Here is an 18285-nt window from a genome sequence, read left to right on the forward strand (position 1 = left end):
GGCGTCAGGTGGAGCGTCGACAGGCCGCGCTGGCGACGCGCAGGAGGTCGATGTGACCCCGCTTCGTCAGGTGAACGCTTCGCACGAACCGATCTTGAAGCGGGGTCCATCCACTGTCAACAGGTTCCCCACATGTTCGGGCCTCGACCCAGAACCCTCCCGACAGATGGGAATTAATCGATCTTCGCGAGGTGGGCGGTGTCGTTGACCGTACGGACGGCGACGCCGCCGTCGGGCCACATGTCGAGCACCGAGATGCCGGCCGCGTCCAGGAAGAGCCGGTGCAGGAAGCCGTCGCCTGCGGCGAGCGCGTCGCGCAGCACCAGCTTGATCGGCGAGACGTGCGAGACGACCACCACGGTCTCCCCGGGGTACGCGCTGAGCAGCCCGGTGACGACGCGGTGCGCGCGTTCGGCGACGTGGGTGAACGACTCCCCGCCCGGCGGGGCGATCCGGGGTGAGGCGAGCCAGGCGTCCATCTCCCCCGGCCACCGCTCGCGGACCTCGGTGAAGGTGCGACCCTCCCACTGGCCGAAGTCGCACTCGATCAGGTCGTCCTCGGTGCGCACCGGCACGTCGCCGCCGAGCGCTTCGGCGATCGACGCCGCGGTGGCCGTACACCGGGACAGCGGTGAGCTGAGCACGGCCCCGACGGACGGGGCCAGCTCGGCCACCCGGGCGCCGGTGGCGCGGACCTGGGCGCGGCCCTTCTCGGAGAGCGGCACGTCGCCGCGGCCGGAGTAGCGCCGCTGCTCGGTGTACTCGGTCTCGCCGTGCCGGACCAGGATGAGCCGGGTGGCCGTGAAGCTCGGCCGAGGCTCCCAGGACGCGGGCGCTGTCGCCGGGTCACTGCCGGTCGCGGGCGTCGCCGGCGGTTGGCCCGTCGTCGGGGCCGACGGGGGTCGGCCCGCGGCGGCGTCCATGGCGGCGTTGGCGAGCGCGTCGGCGTGCCGGTTCTGCTCGCGGGGGATCCAGGTGAACCGGACCGCGGCGAAGCGGCCCACCAGCCCGGCCGCCTGGGCGGCGAGGGGCCGCAGGCCGGGGTGCTTGATCTGCCACCGGCCGCACATCTGCTCGACCACCAGCTTGGAGTCCATCCGGACGTCCACCTCTGCGGCTCCCAGCTCGGCTGCGGCGGTCAGCCCGGCGATCAGCCCCTGGTACTCGGCGACGTTGTTGGTCGCCGTGCCAAGCGACTCGGAGCGCTCGGCGAGCACCGCGCCGGTCTCCGCGTCACGCACCACCGCGCCGTAGCCGGCGGGGCCGGGATTGCCCCGGGACCCGCCGTCGGCCTCGACGCTGACCACCCGCGGTGCCACGACCTACAGACCCGACTCGTTGGTGCGGACCATGATCCGCCGGCAGTCCTCGCAGCGGACCACGTCGTCCGGGGCGGCCTTGCGGATCCGGGCCAGGTCGGCACCGGAGAGATCCAACCGACACCCGCCGCAGCGGCCCGCGGTGAGCAGGGCGGCACCCAGCCCGGTGTCCGCGCGGATCTTGTCGTAGAGGTTGACCAGGTCGCTCGGGAGGTCAGCGGCGAGTGGCTGACGGGCCCCGCGCTTGAACTCCTCCTCCTTGGCGATCTCGGCCATCGCCTCGTCGCGGCGTTGCTCGGTGGCGGCCCGCTTGTCGCGGGTGTCGGCCAGCCGCTGCTCCACGCCCTCCAGTACGCCCTGCGCGGTCTCCCGCTGCTCCATCAGCTCCAGCTCGGCGTCCTCCAGGTCACCCTGGCGCCGGTTCAGCGAGACCAGCTCGTGCTGGAGGGCCTCCAGCTCCCGGGCCGGGCCGGTGCCGGCAGCCAGCCGGTTCTCGTCCTTCTCCTTACGGACCCGGACCTGCTCGACGTCCTTCTCCAGCCGGGCGATGTCCCGGTCCAGGTCGTCGACCGCCACCTGGGCGCGGACCCGCTCGTCCTCCAGCGACGACAACTCCCGGGCCAGCGACTCCAGCTCGGCCCGCTCGGGCAGCGTCCGCCGGCGGTGGGCGAGCTGGGCGAGGTTGGTGTCGATCGCCTGGAGGTCGAGCAGGCGGCGCTGCGCCTGAGGGTCAGCCTTCACGGTCGGGCTCCTTGTCGTCCACAACGGGTGCGGCGGCGTGCACGGTCCACGGGTCGGTGTCCAGGTCGGACACCAGCGTCTCGACGCCCAGCGCCTCCCGGAGGAGGGCGGCCAGGTCGTCCAGCCACGGTCGTTCGGTCGCCCAGTGGGCGGCGTCGATCAGGGCGGGACCATCGGCGGCGAGGTGCTCGCCGGCCGGGTGGTGCCGCAGGTCGGCGGTGAGGAAGGCGTCCACCCCGGCGGCGGTCGCGGCGCCGAGGAAGCTGTCCCCCGACCCGCCGCTGACGGCGAGGGTACGAACCATACGCCCGGGATCCCCTGCGGCGCGAACTCCCCAGGACGTGACGGGAAGCACGGCGGCGGCGTGCCGGGTCAGCTCGGCGAGGGTCATCGGGTGGGGCAGCTCGCCGATCCGCCCGAAGCCCCGGTCGTCGCCGTGGGCGGGTGAGCCGGGCGCGGGCCGCAGCAGCGGGCGCAGCCCGGTCAGCCCGAACCGGGCAGCGAGGGCGTCCGAGACGCCCGGGGAGGCCACGTCGGCGTTGGTGTGCGCCGCGTAGAGCGCCACCCCGGCCCGGATCAGCTGGTGGATGATCCGCCCCTTGAAGGTCGTCGGAGCGACCGACGAGACCCCGCGCAGCAGCAGGGGGTGATGCGCGACGATCATGTCGGCTTCGGCGGCCAACGCCTCGGCGACCGTTTCGGGCACCACGTCGACCACGCAGAGCACCCGGCGCACCGGGGCGGAGGGCTCACCGAGCACCAGGCCCACCCGGTCCCACTCCTCGGCCCAGACCGGCGGATAGCGCCGTTCCAGCTCGGCCACGACGTCGGTCACCGTCGGCGCGGATCCGCTTGTGCTCACGGCGGCCCAGCTTACCGCCGTGGGGACCGCGGGGCGGCGACGCCCGGCCCGGCCGCGCCGAGTGGGAGCCCTGCCGGGAGCGCTAGGCGGCGCTCACCGGGACGGCGCGCAGCGCGGCCAGTGGCTTCGCCCACGGGAATACGGACAGGTGCTGCTCCCCCGTTCCCGGCGGGTGCAGGGCGATCACGTGATCACCGAAGAGCACCGTGACACCCCACTCGGCCAGCCGGGCCACCCCGGCCCGAAACGCCGGGTGGGAGGCCATCGCCGCATTGGTGTAGGGCACCGCCACGATGGGGACGCCCTTGCCCTGCGCCTCGATCAGCAGCCCGAGCGCGAGGGTGTCGGTGATCCCGGCCGCCCACTTGTTGACCGTGTTGACGGTGGCCGGGCAGACGATCATGGCGTCGGCGGGCGGCAGCACGTCCGGGTCACCGGGATTCTTGTAGTGCGTCCGCACCGGGTGGCCGGTCTGCCGAACCAGTGCCGACTGGTCGACGAACTTCGCGCCGTCCGGCGTGGTGACCACGCAGACGTCCCAACCATCCTGCTGGGCAAGGTCGACCAGACGGCCGACGTGCCGTGCCAACGGCGAACCGCAGGCGATGACGTAGAGCACCTCGCGGCGCCCGCTGGTGCACGGTGGACCGGCCATCAAACCGGCTCCGCGCTCATACCCCTACTCCCATGTGCTCAGCCAACTCCGCTACCGGAGAAGGCGGCGCACCACGTGTGCGACGCAGGATGTCCGACATCACCTCGTGCGCGATCGGACGGCAACGAATCTCGGACGGAGCGAGTCGATCACCGAGCAGCAGCATCTCGCCGGCGTTCGCCACGTCGCCGATCTGGGCGTACCCGCGGGCGATGTCGAGCAGGTGGTGGGCGCGGCGTTCGGGCAGCAGCGCGTTGAAGGAGGGCTCCGCGATGCGCAGCTGGTGCACCTCCACGGCCCGACCGCCGTCGCCCAGCTCCACAGCGGCGGCGGCCCGGTGCAGCTCGACATTCGTCGGGCCGAACGACGTCCAGTAGTGGTTGTGGTCGCCGCCGAGCAGGATGGCGGCCTCCTGCGCGCAGTTGATCAGGTCGTCGACGCTGGCCGTGTCACCGATGCGGGAGGCGGCCATCGCACCCTGGAGCAGGAGCATCCCGTAGACGGACAGCCGGGCCGGGGAGACCTCGTTGCTGCCGCCCGGTGCCAGCCGGTTGGCGATCTGGACGTTCAACTCCAGCGCGGGACGGGCCCGGCCCATCGCGACCAGGGCGGCGCACACGCGGGTGGTGGCGATCCCGGCCAGCAGCGGGTCGTTGGCGCGCTGGGCCACCGCCATCGACCGGTCGGCGGCCAGCCAGGCCAGCTCGCACTCGCCGAGCTTGCGCAGCACCGAGGAGGCGATCTGGTAGACCTGCCCGAGCAGGTGGGCCGCCTCGGGGGCCCGCTCACCGCCGTACGCGGCGTCGGCCGCCTGTGCGTCGCGCAGCAGCTTGGGCAGCGCCCGGGTGAGCATCCCGTAGCGGCCGTACTGGTAGGTGAGCCACGCGTGGTTGACGGCCTTGCGCATGTCGTCCAGCGGCGGCGGGGAGGGCGCCGCGTCGAAGTACGCGCTCATCGAGTCGTAGCGTTCCAGCGCCGCCCGGATCTCCTGCACCTCTATCTGGTCGATGCAGTTCAGCGCGTCGGTGCGGCGCTCCGGGTCCTTGCCCATGAGCAGTTGGACGTCCACCTGGAGGATGTCGGCGATCTCGTACAGGACGGAGAACTTGTCCAGCCGACGGACGCCGCGTTCGACCTTGTCCACCCAGCTCTTCGACTTGCCGAGCCGGTCGGCGAAGACCTGCTGGGACATCTTGCGTCGCCCTCGCCAGTAAGCCACTCGCCGTCCTATGGGTAGCTCGTCCATCTGCCCATCCTCCCCTGCCGCCCACGACCCATTGAGTCGAGGCGATGTCCGTGGGTGCGGCGACTGTCGTTCGCTTTCAGGTTTTAGCTGGTCGCACACGATGTACGTCAGCCGTACAGCCAGTCCTCGTACTTTTCGTGCAAGTTGCACGAGCCGTTCGTCAACCTCAACGATCGTGGGTTACGGCAGTGACGGTGCTCGACATGCGACCTGGCGACCGCCGGGCCAGAAGAGGGGAGATGGCACACATGTGGGGAAATGTCGCACCGCGCGTCGCCGAACTGTCGCCGCTGGAACGGGTCCGACTGCGCCGGGTCGCCATGCGGTACGCCGCACACGGCTGGGAGGTGACCCCGGGTGCCTGCCTGGCCCGCAGTCGCTTCGTCTGCGGCCGGGCCGGCTGTCCCACAGTGGGCTGCCACCCCGCCCTGGAAAACTGGGAGCTGGCTGCCAGCGCCGACCCGGCCCGGGTGGCGACCTGGTGGCGCAGCCGCCCGCACGGGGTGCTGCTGCCCACCGGCCGGGCCTTCGACGTGCTGGAGGTGCCCGCCCACCTCGGCCGGCACGTGCTCGACGCGGTGCAGATCCACCCCGCCGGCACCGGCGTACGCGGGCCGGTGCTGGTCACTCCCACCGGGCGGTGGATGTTCCTGGTCCGCCCCGGCGACCCGCTCCGGCCGGAGCTGGAGCACTGCTTCCACGTGGTCCGGCACGGCCCGGGCTCGTGGATCCCCGCGCCGCCGACCCGGCTGCCCGAGGGCACTGTCCGCTGGGCGGTCGCCCCCGAGCAGGCCCGCTGGCAACTCCCGGATTCGTACCTCGTGCAGAACACGTTGATCGGGGCGCTGCGCGCCACCGGGGTGACGCTCACCCCCGACCTGCTCCCCGGTCACCTGCCCCTGCCCCGACGAGGCATGTGAGACAGGCCCGGCCGACGATTCCATCCGGTGCCCGACAGCGTCGCCGGAGCGCCGGTCCTCGTTGACAGGGAGACGGCGCGAACGCGCGCCACGAACGGGGGAACGATGTCCACGGACGACAGAGCCTCTCATCCCGGCGGCACCGAGCCGCCCCGGCGCAACCACCCAGGACACCGCTGGGCCGGCACCCGCCCGTCCGGCTCGCGCCCCGGCCGCCCCCGCCCCACCGGGTCCCGCCCAGCCGGCACCCACCGCCCGGTCCGCTAGTCGGTCGACGGGATGGCGGCGGAGTAGTACTGACGGCCGTCGTCGGTGACGACGGCGTGGGTGTGGTCATCGTCCAGACGGTCCAGCCAGCCCAGACCGGTGGCCCCCATGGCCAGCGCGGCGGTGGCGTACGCGTCGGCCACCCCCAGGTCGGTGCCGACCACTGTCACCGAGCGCAACCCGCTGGCCGGCGCGCCCCGGCGCGGGTCCAGCACGTGCCGGCCCCTCTCGTAGACGCCGGACGTCGCCACGGCCAGGTCGGTCCCGGTGAGCACCAGGCAGGTCGACATCGCGTCCCACGGGTGCCGGATGCCGATCCGCCACGGCTCCCCCGACGGCGAGAGACCGCGTACGCGCACGTCACCGCCGGCGTTGACGCAGTGGTTCCCGGCACCGGCGGCGAGCAGGCGATCCGAGGCGACCTGGGCCGCCCAGCCCTTGACGAAGCCGGACGGGTCGAGCCGTCCGGTGGCGTACGCGTCGAAGAACCCGTCGGTGGCGCCCCACAGGTCGGCGCAGGTCTCCAGCACGAACCGCAGGTCCGCGGACGCCTCGGAGAGCAGCACCTCACCCCGGTCGAAGCGGCACACCTCGCTGTCCGGCTTGTAGGTGCTGAACCGGGCGTCCACCTCACGCATCCAGGCGAAGACCTCATCGGCCAACTCGCGGAGGGTCGCCGGTGGCAGGTCGTCGGCGAGATCCAGGGTGATCGCCGTGCCCATGATCTGTTCGACCCGGCACAGCCCGGGTCGGGTCAGCGCGGCCGGCACGTCAGAATGCCTGCTCGATGGCGGACCGCAGGGACTGCTTGTAGGAGTTGCTGGTCTCGGTGGCGCCGGAGACGGTGTTGAGGTTGGCGCTCTGCTTCTGCACCACCTCGCCGCCGGTGCCGTCGTAGCGGTTGCTGACGTCGCCGCTGTGGATGTCGGACTCACCCCCGCTGGGCAGCGACAGTGCGACGGCCTCGACGATCCGGGTGCCGGAGACAACGATCTGCACCTGCACGTACCCGTACTCGTTGTCGAAGCCGGTGCCGGTGACCCGGCGGGTGGTCGACTGGGGTGCCTTGGTGGTCCGCGGCGCGCTGGGGGGCTTGGTGGTCGCCTTGGTGCCCGACGGGCGGGCGGTGGTCTTGCCGGGCTTGGGCGACACCGGCGCGTCGGCGCTCGCTGACGGCGACGGCGCGCCAGCCGCCGGGTCGGTGCCCGGCGCGGCCGGGTCGGCGCTCGGGTCGACCCCCTGCGGGGTGGGGTTGACCGGCTGGGCGGTCGGCAGGTTCTGGGCGACCGGGGTGGCGCTCGGCGAGCCCTTGAACACCACCAGCGCGGTGGTGCTGGCGGCCAGACCGGTGATCGCGAGGAACGCGCGACGCATGGGATGCCTTTCCTACAACTCGAACGTGGCCAGGTGGATCTGCCGTCGGGGCACGCCGGCTCGGCGCAGCGCGCGCACCGACTGGTCCACCAGCCCGGGCGGCCCGCACAGGTAGACGTCGCGCCGGGCCACGTCGGGCACCAGCTGACGCAGCCCGTCCGGGCTCAACAACTGACGGGGGCCGGGGTCGTCGCGGGAGCCGATGACGTACCAGACGGAGGTGTCCCGCTCCTGGGCCAGCCAGTCCAGCTCACGGCTGAGCAGCACGTCGGCCGGGGTACTCGCGCGGTAGATCAGGGCCGCGCCCGGGGGTAGCTCCTCCAGCATCGCCCGGATGGGCGTGATGCCGCTGCCGCCGGCGATCAGCAGGGCCCGTTCGCGCACCCGGTGCGCGGCGGTGAAGGTGCCCGACGGCCCCTCGGCCCAGACCCGGGTGCCCGGTTCCAGGTCGCGCAGGTCGGCGGTGTGGGTGCCGACCACCTTGACGGTGACCCGCAGCCAACGGCCGTTGGCGGCGGCGGAGACGGAGAACGGGTGCGACTGCCACCAGCAGCCCCGGGTGAGGAACCGCCACCGGAAGTGTTGGCCGCCGAGCATCGCCAGCCGACCGAGCCGCTCCCCGGTGAGGTAGATGGAAATGGTGTCCGGGCTCTCGGCCACCACGTCGGCGACCCGCAGCTTGTAGCGCAGGTTGAACGCCAGCGGCGCGATCACGCGCCCCCAGAGCAGGGCGGCGACCACCAGCAGGTAGAGCGCGATCCAGCCGGTGCGCACCGGACCGGGCTTGTACAACTGGGCGCCGTGGGTGAACTGGTGGCCGAAGCCGAGCAGCAGCACCAGATAGCTGGACAGGTGCAGGGCGTGCCACAACTCGTAGGGCAGCGCCCGCCGGATCGCCCGGATGCTGCTGAACCCGACCAGCATCATGATGCCGGCGGCGACGAACGCCGAGACCATGTCCTCGTAGTCGCCGAGCAGCGTGCCGACCTCGGCGATGATCGACTGGTTCCGCAGGTCGGCGTAGCCGACGAGGATCAGCGACATGTGCGCCAGCACGGTGACCAGCAGGGTGGCGCCGACGTCGCGGTGCCAGCGGGCCATCTGCTCGCCGCCGATCCACCGCTCCAGCACCGGCAGCCGACTCATCATCAGCACCTGCACCAGCAGCAGGTAACCGGCGATCAGACCGGTGATCCGGCCCGCCGCCGTGACGGTCGTCGCGGTGCTCCGCAGCGAGCCGGCGGGGGTGCCCAGCCACCACGGCAGCACGCTGGCGACCAGGCCGACCAGGAGCAGCACGCCCAGCAGCCGCCGGCCGCCGGGTCCGCGCCGGTCCGGGATCTGCGGGGGTACGGGTACCGCCGACCGGCCGCCGTGCCGGGACGAGGTCCCGGTACGACGGCCGGCGGCGTGGGTGTGCGGGTACGTCACGCGTACAGCTTCATCGGGGCGTACTTCATGCGGGGGAACACCTTCTGCACCTCCGCGTTGGTGAGCCCGAACCGGCCCTGGGCCAGAGAGCCGTAGACGTTGAACATGTTGTTGTATTCCGGCACGTCACCGGAGTCGAGCTTGTCCAGGCCGTTCCAGGTGCCGAGCAGGGAACCGGCCAGCTTCTTGCCGGAGAGGACGGTGACCACGCCACCGTGGCCGTGGTCGGTGCCGCCACCGTTGGAGCCGACCCGACGGCCGAACTCGCTGGACACCATGATCGTCACGTCGGCGGCCTGCGGGCCGAGGTCGGTGAAGAACGCGGCCATGGCGCTGGCCAGCTCGTTCAACCGGCGGTGCAGTTGGCCGCCCGCACTGGTGCCCTGGTTCTCGTGGGTGTCGTAGCCACCCATGCCGACAGTGGCGACCCGGACGTTGGCACCGCCCTTGATCAGCTGGGCGAGCTGCTTGAACGCGTTGCCGACGCCCTCGTACTTGACGCCCTCGACGGGCTGGTACGGCTTGGCGGCGAGCTGCTGGGCGGTGGCCAGCGCGCCCATGCCCTCCTGCACGGCTTCCTCGACCGGGTGGTTGATCCCGGTGAACAGCCCCTTGATGGCCTTCTCGGTGGCGGCCCGGAACCGCTCGTCACCGTTGAGCCGCAACGACCCGATGTTGTTCAGCGAGATCGCGCCGTTGTTGCCGACCAGCGAGCGGGGCAGGGTGCTGCCGATGCCGACGCTGCGGAACGCGGTGCCCTTGCCCAGGTTGTCGACCAGACCGTCCAGCCAACCCCGGCCGCCGGTCTCGTTGGGCAGCCCGCCCAGGTTGCAGGCGTCCGCGGCCTGGAAGTGGCTGCGCGACAGCCGCTCGTCCGAGACCGCCGGGATGAAGCCCAACTGGCCGGCGCCGAGCCACTTCTCCAACGGCTTGAAGGCGCTGGTCAGCTTGAACCCACGGCCCAGGGCCAGCGAGTCGTTGCCGAGCAGCAGGTCGGGGCGGGCCTTGGCGAGCACCGGGTCGTTGTCCGGTGCGACCAGGCTCAGCCCGTCCAGCCCGCCGTAGAGGAAGACGTGGATCAGGGTGCCCGTCTTGGTCGCCGCGAACGACGCCGAGGTGGTGACGAACTGGGCGGTGGCCAGGGCGGTGGCGGTGGCCGCGGCACCGGCGACGAAGGTACGCCGGGTGACGCCCCGACCGTCCTGCTGGGCCTCCTCCAGGTTCTCCAGCGTGCGGTAGCGGTCGAACTCCGCGGCGTTCTCGGCGGCGACGATGTCCGCCTCCGCGCGCAGCAACGCCTCGGCCGGGTTGTCGGCCAGCCGGCGCACGTCGGGGCATTCGGGGTGCAGGGGGAAAGAGTTGTACACAGTCTTCTCCATCGGGTGCCTCACCGGAGGTGGTGCTGGGGGGAAGCGAGGATCGCCCGCGCGACGGCGGTGATGGCCCCGTTGAACGTGGCGTCGACCTTGGCGGTCGCCGGCACGCCGGCCACGCCGAGGATCAAGTTCTTCTCTCGCGTGCTCAGCTTCTGGCCCACCAGCCGCTGGGAGAGCGCGTCCACGTACGCCCCGGCGGTGGCCGGCGGCTTGGCGACCAGCTTCTCCGGCGCCGTGTACGTGAAGGCGGTGCGGTAGCCGGCGAGGATCTCGCCCGCCTCGTTCCAGCCGTTGACCATGGTGCCGGCCGACGTCCAGGCGACGTAGACGTCCGGGTAGCCGTCCGGGGTGGGCTGACCCATCGGGTAGTGGCCCAGCTCGCGCAGCTTGTCGTGGATCTGGCGCAGGCCGCGGGCGTACGGGGTGCGCTTGCTGTCACCGTTGTTGTGCTTCGGCGACGCGTCCGGCGAGACACCCAGGGTGCGGTACGTGGCGACCAGGTACTCCATCGGCCGGCGCACCTTCTGGCCCACGCCAGCCCAGAACTCGGAGGAGCAGAACATCGCCATCAGCACGGGCTTGATCAGGCCGTTGTTGGTGATGTAGATCTTGGCCAGCCGGTCCACCAGGGACTTCGGCGGGGTGTCCGAGACGAAGCGGGTCGCCAGGCTCTGCGCGATGTACTTCGCAGTCGACGGGTGCAGCGCGATGTAAGTGATGTACGCGTCGATCGCCGCGTCGGCCTTCTTCGGGTCCGCGGAGTTGTTCGGGTGGGTGAAGCCGAGGATCTTCACCTTGCCGACGTAGTGCTGCTCGGGCTTGAAGACGTACTTGCCGTCCTTGTCGATGCCGCGGCCGGTCTGGAGCATGGCCGCCTGGCGCACGTCCGGCTCCTTGTAGCCGCCGTCGACGCCCACCGAGTAGAGCTCGAGGTTCTCCCGGGCCAGGTTCTCGTTGATCGCGTCCTTGCGCGAGTCCTTCTGGTTCAGGTAGATCAGCAGCGCGGGGTGCTTGTTCGCGGCGACCAGCATCTCCGGGTAGCTGCCCAGCGCGTACTTGCGCACCACGTCCTGGTCGAACGAGTTGCGGTACACCTCGCCACCGTCGAAGTCGGCGGCGACGTGCAGGAAGTCGTTCCAGAAGTCGACCATCACCTCGAACAGCTGGCGCTTCGACCAGATCTGCCGGGCGATGGTGGCGTCGATCATCTCCCGCTCCGGCTGGGCGCCCTGCTCGTTGAGCTGGTCCCGCTGGGTGCGCAACTGCTGCACGGTGAGCTTCTGGGTGGGCAGCTCGGCGAGCTTCAGCTCGGCCTTGCTCGGCGCGATCTTCTCCGGGTCCAGCTGGGCGCGGATCCAGGCGTCGATGCCCTGGTTCTTGATATCGGCGATCACCGCGGGTGTCGGGCCGAAGGTGGTCCGCCGGGCCAGGTGCAGGATCGGATCCTTGGCCAGCACCGTCTTCACGGTCACCTGGGTCGCCGCGGCGGCGGCGGCCGGCCCGGAGAAGCTCCGTCCACCGGCCGGCGCGTTCTTCTTCAGCGCCTCGCCGGCCCGGGAGCCCATGTAGCTTTCGTTCTGCTCGGTGTAGGTACGCACCGTGCTGGGCTGCTGGCCACTGGGCCGCGCCGCGGTGCCGTCGGTCACCGTGCTGCCGGTGGCGTCACCGGCCGCCGCCTCGTCACCGAAGAGGCCGCGGATCTGCGGGGTCATGGCGAGCGCCGCGCCACCGGCGACGACGGCGGCGGTGCCGCCGAGAGCCACCATGGCCTTGCGCCGGCCGACCTTGCGGCCCGACTCGTCGTCATCGTCCAGGGTGGGCAGTCCGGTGCCGGCGGGACGCGCCGGTGCCGGGCGTCCGAGCCCCTCCGGGCCGACCCACTGCGGCCCGCGCGGGGCGGGAGCCGGGTGCCCGGCCGGCGGGTAAACCTCGCCGTACTGCTCGCGCGGGTCGGCCTGCGCCGGGTAGCCGCCCTGGTAGGGGTGGGGCGAGTCGTACCCGTAGGGCGCGGGCGTGTTGGGGTCGCCGTAACCGTCCGCGTTGTGGTGCTGACGTCCGTCCCAACCGCGGTCGTCCCGCGGTCGACGTGGTGGCACATTCTGGTCGGCCATGTACCAATCCCGATTTCTGATGAGCGCCGGAAGCTGCGACCGGGCAGGTGCGGCAGGTGCGGCGACTGTTGCCTGAGGGGGTTGCTACGGCAAGGTAACCAAGGCCCCAGGGGCCTTCAAGGTGGGCCGAACACCCTCGTGAGGGCACTTAAGACAGCGCTCAGTACGACGCTGGCGACCAATGTCTGACCGGGCACCGGTGCGGACCTCCCCAGCAGGGCGTACGCGCGGCAGCCGGGCACGGAACGGACCACACGGCCGTACGCGACACTTTCCGCGCCGTTCACCACCACAGACAAACTTAAGGTTCAGATAAGCCGGACATGAGGTGCCCTCACGTGGAGGAAAAGTAGCAGCGGCGGTCGAGCGTGAGCCGCCACCACAGCGGGTATGCCGCCGAACCGCTGAACGCGTGAGGGGAAGGCAGCGCCATGCTCAGCAAAGAGGATCAGCGCAGGTTCGACCAGATCACCCGTCAGCTCCGGGAGAGCGACCCGGCATTCTTCGCCCGGCTGGACCACCGGGTCCGGGCCCGCAGGGGCCGCTATCTGATGTTGTTGACCATCGTGCTGTGGGCGTCGCTGCCGGCGATCGCCGTGTTCGCCGGTCGGTTGACCGGTGCGATCTGCGCGGTGGTGCTCGTGGTCAACGCCGCGATCATGTGGCGGTTCCGCCGCCGCTGGACGTGACGGCTCACCGCTCGGCCGGGCCGAACGCCCGGTACGCGCGGCGTAGCCGTTCGAGCAGTCCCGGCCCGCCGATGGTCGGGGCTGGCGCCCCGAGCTGGCGTAGCAGCAGGTCGGGACCGGTCGCCAGTCGCGGCGGCCGATCGGGCAGCGGCACCGGCGGCAGCCAGAACCGGTCTGCCGCCTCCGGTAGCGGCGTCGCCGACAGCCCGGCGAGCGCGCGGGCCGCGCCGACCGGGGCCGCGACGTCCACTGTCGACTGGCCGGTGTCCGGTGCGGACGCCGCAAGGACCGGCTGGGGCGGTGGGGCGGCGCCGGTGGCCTGCACCCGACGGGCGCGCAGCTCGGCGAGCAGCTCGGCGCGGGACCGTCCGCGCCAGTGCAGCAGCTCGAACGGGTCCGCGTCGAAGGCCTCAGCCAGCAGGTAGAACGTCGCCGCGAGGTGCTTGCACGGCACCGCGAAGTCGGGGCAGTTGCACCGCTGGGTCAGCTCGTCGACGGCGGCCGGGAAGAGCGGCGCGCCGGCGGCGACGAACAGCTCCTCCAGCTCGTCGGGGAGGTCCCCGGCGAGCAGCCGGGCGCTGAAGAACGCCTGCCCGGCCAACTCCTCCTCGATTCGGGACCAGAGCGCGGCCGGGAACGGCCGTAGCGCGATGGACACCTGGTACGGCTGCGGCCGGGAGCCCTGCACCACCGCGCTGACCAGCCCGGGTGTGACGTCGAGCGAGAGCACCTGACCGGCCCGCGCGTACGAACGGCCGCGGGTCAGCCGGGTGCCGAGCGCGAACGACTCCAGCACCTCCAGGAAACGCCGGGACCACCAGGATCGGCCGATCGCGCCCCGGGCGCTGCGCGCCCGCAGACCCCCGTCGACCTTGCGGGGGCGGCCGTAGTCGGCGAACCGGTCCGTGCTCACGCCGCCGCTGTCCTCGCTCACTACTCCACCACCGCCCCGGCTTCCAGGGCGAACAGCTCGCGCAACTGGCCGGTGGACAGCTCGGTGATCCACTGCTCGCCGGTGCCCACCACCCGCTGGGCGAGGGCACGCTTGTCGGCGATCATCGCCGCGACCTTCTCCTCCACAGTGCCGGCGCAGACGAACTTGCGGACCTGCACCCGTCGGCGCTGCCCGATCCGGAACGCCCGGTCGGTGGCCTGGTCCTCCACCGCCGGGTTCCACCACCGGTCCACGTGCACCACGTGGTTGGCGGCGGTCAGGGTGAGCCCGGTGCCACCGGCCTTGAGGGAGAGGACGAACAGCGGCGGCCCGTCCGCCGACTGGAAGCGCTGCACCATGGCGTCCCGCTCGGCCTTCCCGAGCCCACCGTGCAGGAACAGCACCTCCCGGCCGAAGCGCGCCGACAGGTGACCCCGCAACATCGCACCGAACTCGGCGTACTGCGTGAACAGCAACGCCCGCTCCCCCGCCGCCAGCACCTCCTCCAGGATCTCGGTCAGCCGGGAAAGCTTGCCGGAGCGCCCCTCCAGCGTCGAACCGTCGCGGAGCAACTGCGCCGGGTGGTTGCAGACCTGCTTGAGCCGGGTCATGGTGGCCAGCACCAGGCCCCGTCGCTCGATGCCGTCGCTGGTCTCGATCCGGGTGAGCATGTCGTCGACCACCACCCGGTACAGGGCGGCCTGCTCGGCGGTGAGGTTGCAGAGCACCTCCATCTCCAGCTTCTCCGGCAGATCCGAGATGATCGACGAGTCGGTCTTGAGTCGGCGCAACACGAACGGGCCGGTGATCCGGCGCAGCCGCTCGGCGGCCTCGGCGTCGCCGTGCCGCTCGATCGGCTCGGCGAACCGCTTGCGGAACGTCGCTGCCGGCCCGAGCAGACCCGGGTTGGCGAACTGCATGATCGACCACAGGTCGGCGAGCCGGTTCTCCACCGGCGTTCCGGTCACCGCCACCCGCTGCCGGGCCGGCAGCGCGCGGACCGCCTCGGCCTGCCGGGTCGACGCGTTCTTGATCGCCTGCGCCTCGTCCACGACCACCCGGTGCCAGTCGATGCCGGCCAGGTCGACGGCGTCGCGGGCCGCCACCGAGTAGGTGGTGAGAACCAGGTCCGCGCCGTGCGCGGCCGCGGTGAACTCCGCCCCCCGCGCCCGCTCCGCCCCATGGTGTACGTGCACACGCAGCGTTGGCGTGAACCGTGCCGCCTCCCGCTGCCAGTTGCCGACCAGTGACATCGGACAGACCAGCAGGGTCGGGCCGGCCTCCGGCGGGTCCCCGGCGAGCAGCGCGAGCAGTTGGACGGTCTTGCCCAGCCCCATGTCGTCGGCGAGCACACCACCCAGCCCGAGCGAGCGCAGGAAGGCCAGCCACGCCAACCCACGCTGCTGGTACGGCCGCAGCGTGCCCACGAAGCTCGGCGGTGGGTCCAGCGGGGTGAGTCGGCGCTCGACCGCACCGGCGAGCAGGTCGCCGAGCGCCCCGTCGGCGCTCACCTCCAGCACCGGTAGCGCCCCGGTGGCCTCGCCGTCGGCCAGCCCGAGGCGGAGCAGGTCGGCGACGGTCAACTCTCCCGTGGAACGGAGCAGGCGCAGACCGGCGGCGAGCCGCCCCGGGTCCAGTTCCACCCACCGGCCGCGCAGCCGCACCAGCGGGGTCTTCAACTCGGCCAGCGTCGCCAACTCGTCGGCGGACAGCGGATGGTCACCGAGGGCGACCTCCCAGCGGTAGTCGACCAGGGCGTCCAGACCGACACCGGCTTCGGTGCCACCCACCGTGCCGGGCGCGGTGCGACTGCGGGCACGCAACCGGGCGCCGAGCCGCGCCGACGGGCGCTGCCACCAGGACGGCAGCAGCACCCCGAAACCGGCCGCGTGCAGCACCGGAGCGCCCTCGCTGAGGAACCGGTGCGCCCCCTCGACGTCGAGGTCCATCGCCTCGGGGGCGGCGGTCCGCAGCGCGGCGTCCAGATCCGGCCAGAGCCGGCTGGCCCGGCCCAGCTCGGCGAGCAGCGTCTCCTGCGGGCTGGTCGTCCGGCCGGCCAGGCCGCCGAGGGTCTGCGGCGCCCGCCAGATCTGCCCGGCGTCGACGTGCAGGCCGGGTTCGTCGGCGGCCTGCAACCCGAACTCCAACCGCCAGCGCCCACCGCCGGCCGGCTCGACCGACGCCAGCACGACGTCGGTCGGCACCGGGCGGGTGGCCAGGATGGGTTCGGTGACCTCGTCGGGGGCCGGTTCCACCAGCCGGAAACTGGCCCGCACCGGCCCGCCCGCGGCGTCACGCTGCCAGTGGTCCAGCTCGGCGCGCAGGGTGGCCAACGCGGCCGGGTCGACGGTGAAGTCGCGCCGGGGGCCGGCGAGCGCGGCCAACCAGGCCGGCACCGGGCCACCCGGCCGAAGCCCACGCGCCAGGGTGGTGGTCGCCAGAGCGGCCCGCGCGGCGGCGTCGGTCAGCGCGTCCAGCGCATCCGCGACCACCTCGGCGGCAGTCAGCTCACCATCGCCCGGACCGGTGGTCGAGGTGGTGGTGGCGGCTGGGTCAGTGGCGGTGCTCGTGGTCGGTGGCAGAGCAGCGGCGGTGGGCATGGGCCGCGAGGCAACGGCGGTGGCCACGGGCTGCGCGCCGGCGGTCGGCACGACGGCGGTCGGCACGACGGCGGTCGGCACGACGGCGGCTCGGGCGGCTGGTGGCAGGGCCAGTGCCAGCGAGCGGGCCCATGCGGCGTCGGTGCCGGTCAGCAGGGGACGCCAGACCGCCAGCGCCGGCACCTGCGCCCCGGCTTCCGACGGCGTATTGGCGGCCGACCGCGTTTCGGCGGCCGACGGCGCTTCGGCGGCCGACGGCGTGCTCGGCTCCGTCGTGCGGACGCCGGGGAGGACACGGCCACGGGTCACCAGGTCGGCGGCGAAGTCGGCCAGCTCGGCGAGGTGACGCAGGGTGGCCCCGGGCACCGCCGGGAGTTCGTCCAGGGCACGCAGGAGAGGCAGCGCGTCGTCAGGGGCGTACACCAGCACGGGGACCCGCCACCCGGCCAGGGTGAGCCGGCCGCGGGCCGGGGGTGCGACGGCGGTCCGGATCAGCTCGGGTGAGTCGGTCGGCGTGCCGGCCCGGGTGGGCAGGGTGAGCAGCGCGGTGTCCGGCCGGGCGGGCTCGGCGGCGTCGGCGAGGACGGCGACCAGGTCGGTGTGCCCGGCGGCGAAGGGGTGCGGGCGTTCCCGGGGCGACCGACCGGAACGGGTCGGTGCGGATGGTGTGGCGCTGTCCTCGGCCCAGACGGCGAGACCGCCGGTTGGGCTGTCGCCGGGCAGCCACAGCCCGTGGATGACCAGCACCTGCTCCCCCTCGTCGCCGCCCGCGCCCAGGATAGGCGGCCGCCTGCGGGTCCGGCGCATCCCACCCAGGGCTCACCGCGTCGCCGTCAAGGGCTGCCCGGCGTGATCGACACGGCTTCATTGATATCGCGGTATCCAGGCGGACCGGACACCCCGAATTCAACGAACGTGTGTCGATCAGGCGGCTGCGGGTGCCCGATGATCAGATCGCGCCGGACTCGCCGTCGGTCAGCTCCCGCAGGATGTCGGCGTGACCCGCGTGCCGGGCCGTCTCCTCGATCATGTGCACCAGCACCCAGCGCAGCGACACCTCGCCGAGCTGCGGGTGGGGCACCACGTGGTCGAGGTCGAGGCTCGCGGCGACCGACCGGGATCGGGCGCAGGCCCGCTCGTACGCTTCGGTGAGCCCGGCGACGGTGTCCTGGTCACCGACCGCGAAGTGCGCCGCCGCGTCCTCGTCCGAGGTCAGGTAGACATCGCCGGGCTCGGGGGCCAGCAGGGTCGGGAACCAGTTCCGCTCGACCATGGTCAGGTGCTTGACCAGACCGGCGAGCGTGGTCGCCGAGGGCACCAGCCGGCGGCGCGCGTCGGCGTCGGAGAGACCGCGCAGCTTGCGCAGCAGCACGGCTCGGTGGAAGTCGAGGAACGAGTCCAGGACGGCGCGTTCGTCGGCGGTGCGGGCGAGCACCGGACCGAGCGTCGGATCGATGGTCTGCTCCATCCGCCGACCCTAGTCACGAAGCGGAGCTCCCCGCTGCCCCGCTATCCGCTGCGGGCGGGCGGCGCTACGGGCAGGATGGGCGCATGGCTTCATCCGTGCAGATCCTTCTCGTCGGCGGCACGGCGGACGGGCAGACCATCACCGTCGAGCTGGACAGCAACGGCCGTCCGCCGCTGACCCATCACCACATCGGCTCGGGTGGGCTGGCCGACGCGCAGATCTACGAGTTGGAGACCGCCCGGGAAGAGGCCCGCGAGTGGCGCTACCGGTGGACCGGCCCGGCGGTGTGACC

16 protein-coding genes and 2 pseudogenes are annotated in these 18285 nt (G+C 72.4%); 3 read left to right on the top strand and 15 right to left on the bottom strand.

The window, feature by feature from the left end; genetic code table 11:
* Positions 1-4: 4 nt before the first annotated feature.
* The 6 genes from HNR22_RS32010 to HNR22_RS11480 form a co-directional block, all read right to left on the bottom strand.
* On the bottom strand, positions 5-85 hold the full coding sequence (locus HNR22_RS32010; protein ID WP_425488099.1) for a putative leader peptide: 81 nt from the start codon (positions 83-85) through the stop codon (positions 5-7).
* A gap of 88 nt (positions 86-173) precedes the next feature.
* Complete coding sequence (locus HNR22_RS11460) at positions 174-1319, bottom strand: bifunctional RNase H/acid phosphatase (RefSeq protein ID WP_179780353.1); 1146 nt, start codon at positions 1317-1319, stop codon at positions 174-176.
* A 3-nt stretch (positions 1320-1322) separates the two neighbouring features.
* A complete protein-coding gene (locus HNR22_RS11465; RefSeq protein WP_179780354.1) occupies positions 1323-2060 on the bottom strand; it encodes a CT398-like coiled coil hairpin domain-containing protein in 738 nt (245 codons plus the stop codon).
* Positions 2050-2922, bottom strand: a complete 873-nt coding sequence (locus HNR22_RS11470) for a Nif3-like dinuclear metal center hexameric protein (RefSeq protein ID WP_179780355.1) — start codon at positions 2920-2922, stop codon at positions 2050-2052. The genes HNR22_RS11465 and HNR22_RS11470 overlap by 11 nt, the downstream gene beginning before the upstream one ends.
* Positions 2923-3004: 82 nt before the next feature.
* Positions 3005-3577, bottom strand: coding sequence for a flavoprotein (locus HNR22_RS11475; protein ID WP_179780356.1), 573 nt, complete (start codon positions 3575-3577; stop codon positions 3005-3007).
* A gap of 16 nt (positions 3578-3593) precedes the next feature.
* Positions 3594-4823 carry a helix-turn-helix domain-containing protein gene (locus HNR22_RS11480; RefSeq protein ID WP_088949536.1) on the bottom strand — a complete coding sequence of 410 codons (1230 nt, stop codon included), beginning with the start codon at positions 4821-4823 and terminating at the stop codon, positions 3594-3596.
* A gap of 248 nt (positions 4824-5071) precedes the next feature.
* On the opposite strand from HNR22_RS11480, the gene HNR22_RS11485 reads away from it, so the two are divergent.
* Positions 5072-5743 (top strand): bifunctional DNA primase/polymerase, encoded by a 672-nt coding sequence (locus HNR22_RS11485; protein WP_088949537.1) that lies wholly within the window; start codon positions 5072-5074, stop codon positions 5741-5743.
* Between the two features lie 263 nt (positions 5744-6006).
* Here HNR22_RS11485 and HNR22_RS11490 read toward each other — a convergent pair whose 3' ends face one another.
* The 5 genes from HNR22_RS11490 to HNR22_RS11510 are packed head-to-tail and all read right to left on the bottom strand — an operon-like array spanning position 6007 to position 12302.
* Entirely contained in the window at positions 6007-6732 is a 726-nt protein-coding gene (locus HNR22_RS11490; protein ID WP_179783509.1) for an FAD:protein FMN transferase, read from the bottom strand.
* A 49-nt stretch (positions 6733-6781) separates the two neighbouring features.
* Positions 6782-7384, bottom strand: a complete 603-nt coding sequence (locus HNR22_RS11495; protein WP_179780357.1) for an FMN-binding protein — start codon at positions 7382-7384, stop codon at positions 6782-6784.
* A gap of 12 nt (positions 7385-7396) precedes the next feature.
* The gene (locus HNR22_RS11500; RefSeq protein ID WP_179780358.1) at positions 7397-8815 is read right to left on the bottom strand and encodes a ferric reductase-like transmembrane domain-containing protein; all 1419 of its coding nucleotides are present in this window, start codon (positions 8813-8815) and stop codon (positions 7397-7399) included.
* The gene (locus tag HNR22_RS11505; protein WP_179780359.1) at positions 8812-10194 is read right to left on the bottom strand and encodes a DUF1501 domain-containing protein; all 1383 of its coding nucleotides are present in this window, start codon (positions 10192-10194) and stop codon (positions 8812-8814) included. The genes HNR22_RS11500 and HNR22_RS11505 overlap by 4 nt, the downstream gene beginning before the upstream one ends.
* 8 nt (positions 10195-10202) lie before the next feature.
* Positions 10203-12302 (bottom strand): DUF1800 domain-containing protein, encoded by a 2100-nt coding sequence (locus HNR22_RS11510; RefSeq protein WP_179780360.1) that lies wholly within the window; start codon positions 12300-12302, stop codon positions 10203-10205.
* A gap of 431 nt (positions 12303-12733) precedes the next feature.
* Here HNR22_RS11510 and HNR22_RS11515 point away from each other — a divergent pair, with 431 nt between their 5' ends.
* The gene (locus HNR22_RS11515; RefSeq protein ID WP_179780361.1) at positions 12734-12991 is read left to right on the top strand and encodes a DUF3040 domain-containing protein; all 258 of its coding nucleotides are present in this window, start codon (positions 12734-12736) and stop codon (positions 12989-12991) included.
* A 4-nt stretch (positions 12992-12995) separates the two neighbouring features.
* Here HNR22_RS11515 and HNR22_RS11520 read toward each other — a convergent pair whose 3' ends face one another.
* The 4 genes and pseudogenes from HNR22_RS11520 to HNR22_RS11530 form a co-directional block, all read right to left on the bottom strand.
* Positions 12996-13925: an SWIM zinc finger family protein gene (locus HNR22_RS11520; RefSeq protein WP_343059786.1), complete on the bottom strand. Its 930-nt coding sequence runs from the start codon at positions 13923-13925 to the stop codon at positions 12996-12998.
* Positions 13925-16696: pseudogene (locus HNR22_RS11525) on the bottom strand (DEAD/DEAH box helicase); the annotation flags it as partial. The gene HNR22_RS11520 and the pseudogene HNR22_RS11525, both read right to left, overlap by 1 nt.
* A 105-nt stretch (positions 16697-16801) precedes the next feature.
* A pseudogene (locus HNR22_RS32015) lies at positions 16802-17272 on the bottom strand (ATP-dependent helicase); the annotation flags it as partial.
* A gap of 202 nt (positions 17273-17474) precedes the next feature.
* Entirely contained in the window at positions 17475-17993 is a 519-nt protein-coding gene (locus HNR22_RS11530; protein ID WP_179780363.1) for a DinB family protein, read from the bottom strand.
* A gap of 83 nt (positions 17994-18076) precedes the next feature.
* Here HNR22_RS11530 and HNR22_RS11535 point away from each other — a divergent pair, with 83 nt between their 5' ends.
* Positions 18077-18283, top strand: coding sequence for a hypothetical protein (locus HNR22_RS11535; protein WP_088949546.1), 207 nt, complete (start codon positions 18077-18079; stop codon positions 18281-18283).
* The last annotated feature ends 2 nt before the right edge of the window (positions 18284-18285 follow it).

The organism is Micromonospora jinlongensis (genome assembly GCF_013410645.1).
Taxonomy (GTDB): Bacteria; Actinomycetota; Actinomycetes; order Mycobacteriales; family Micromonosporaceae; genus Micromonospora; species Micromonospora zamorensis.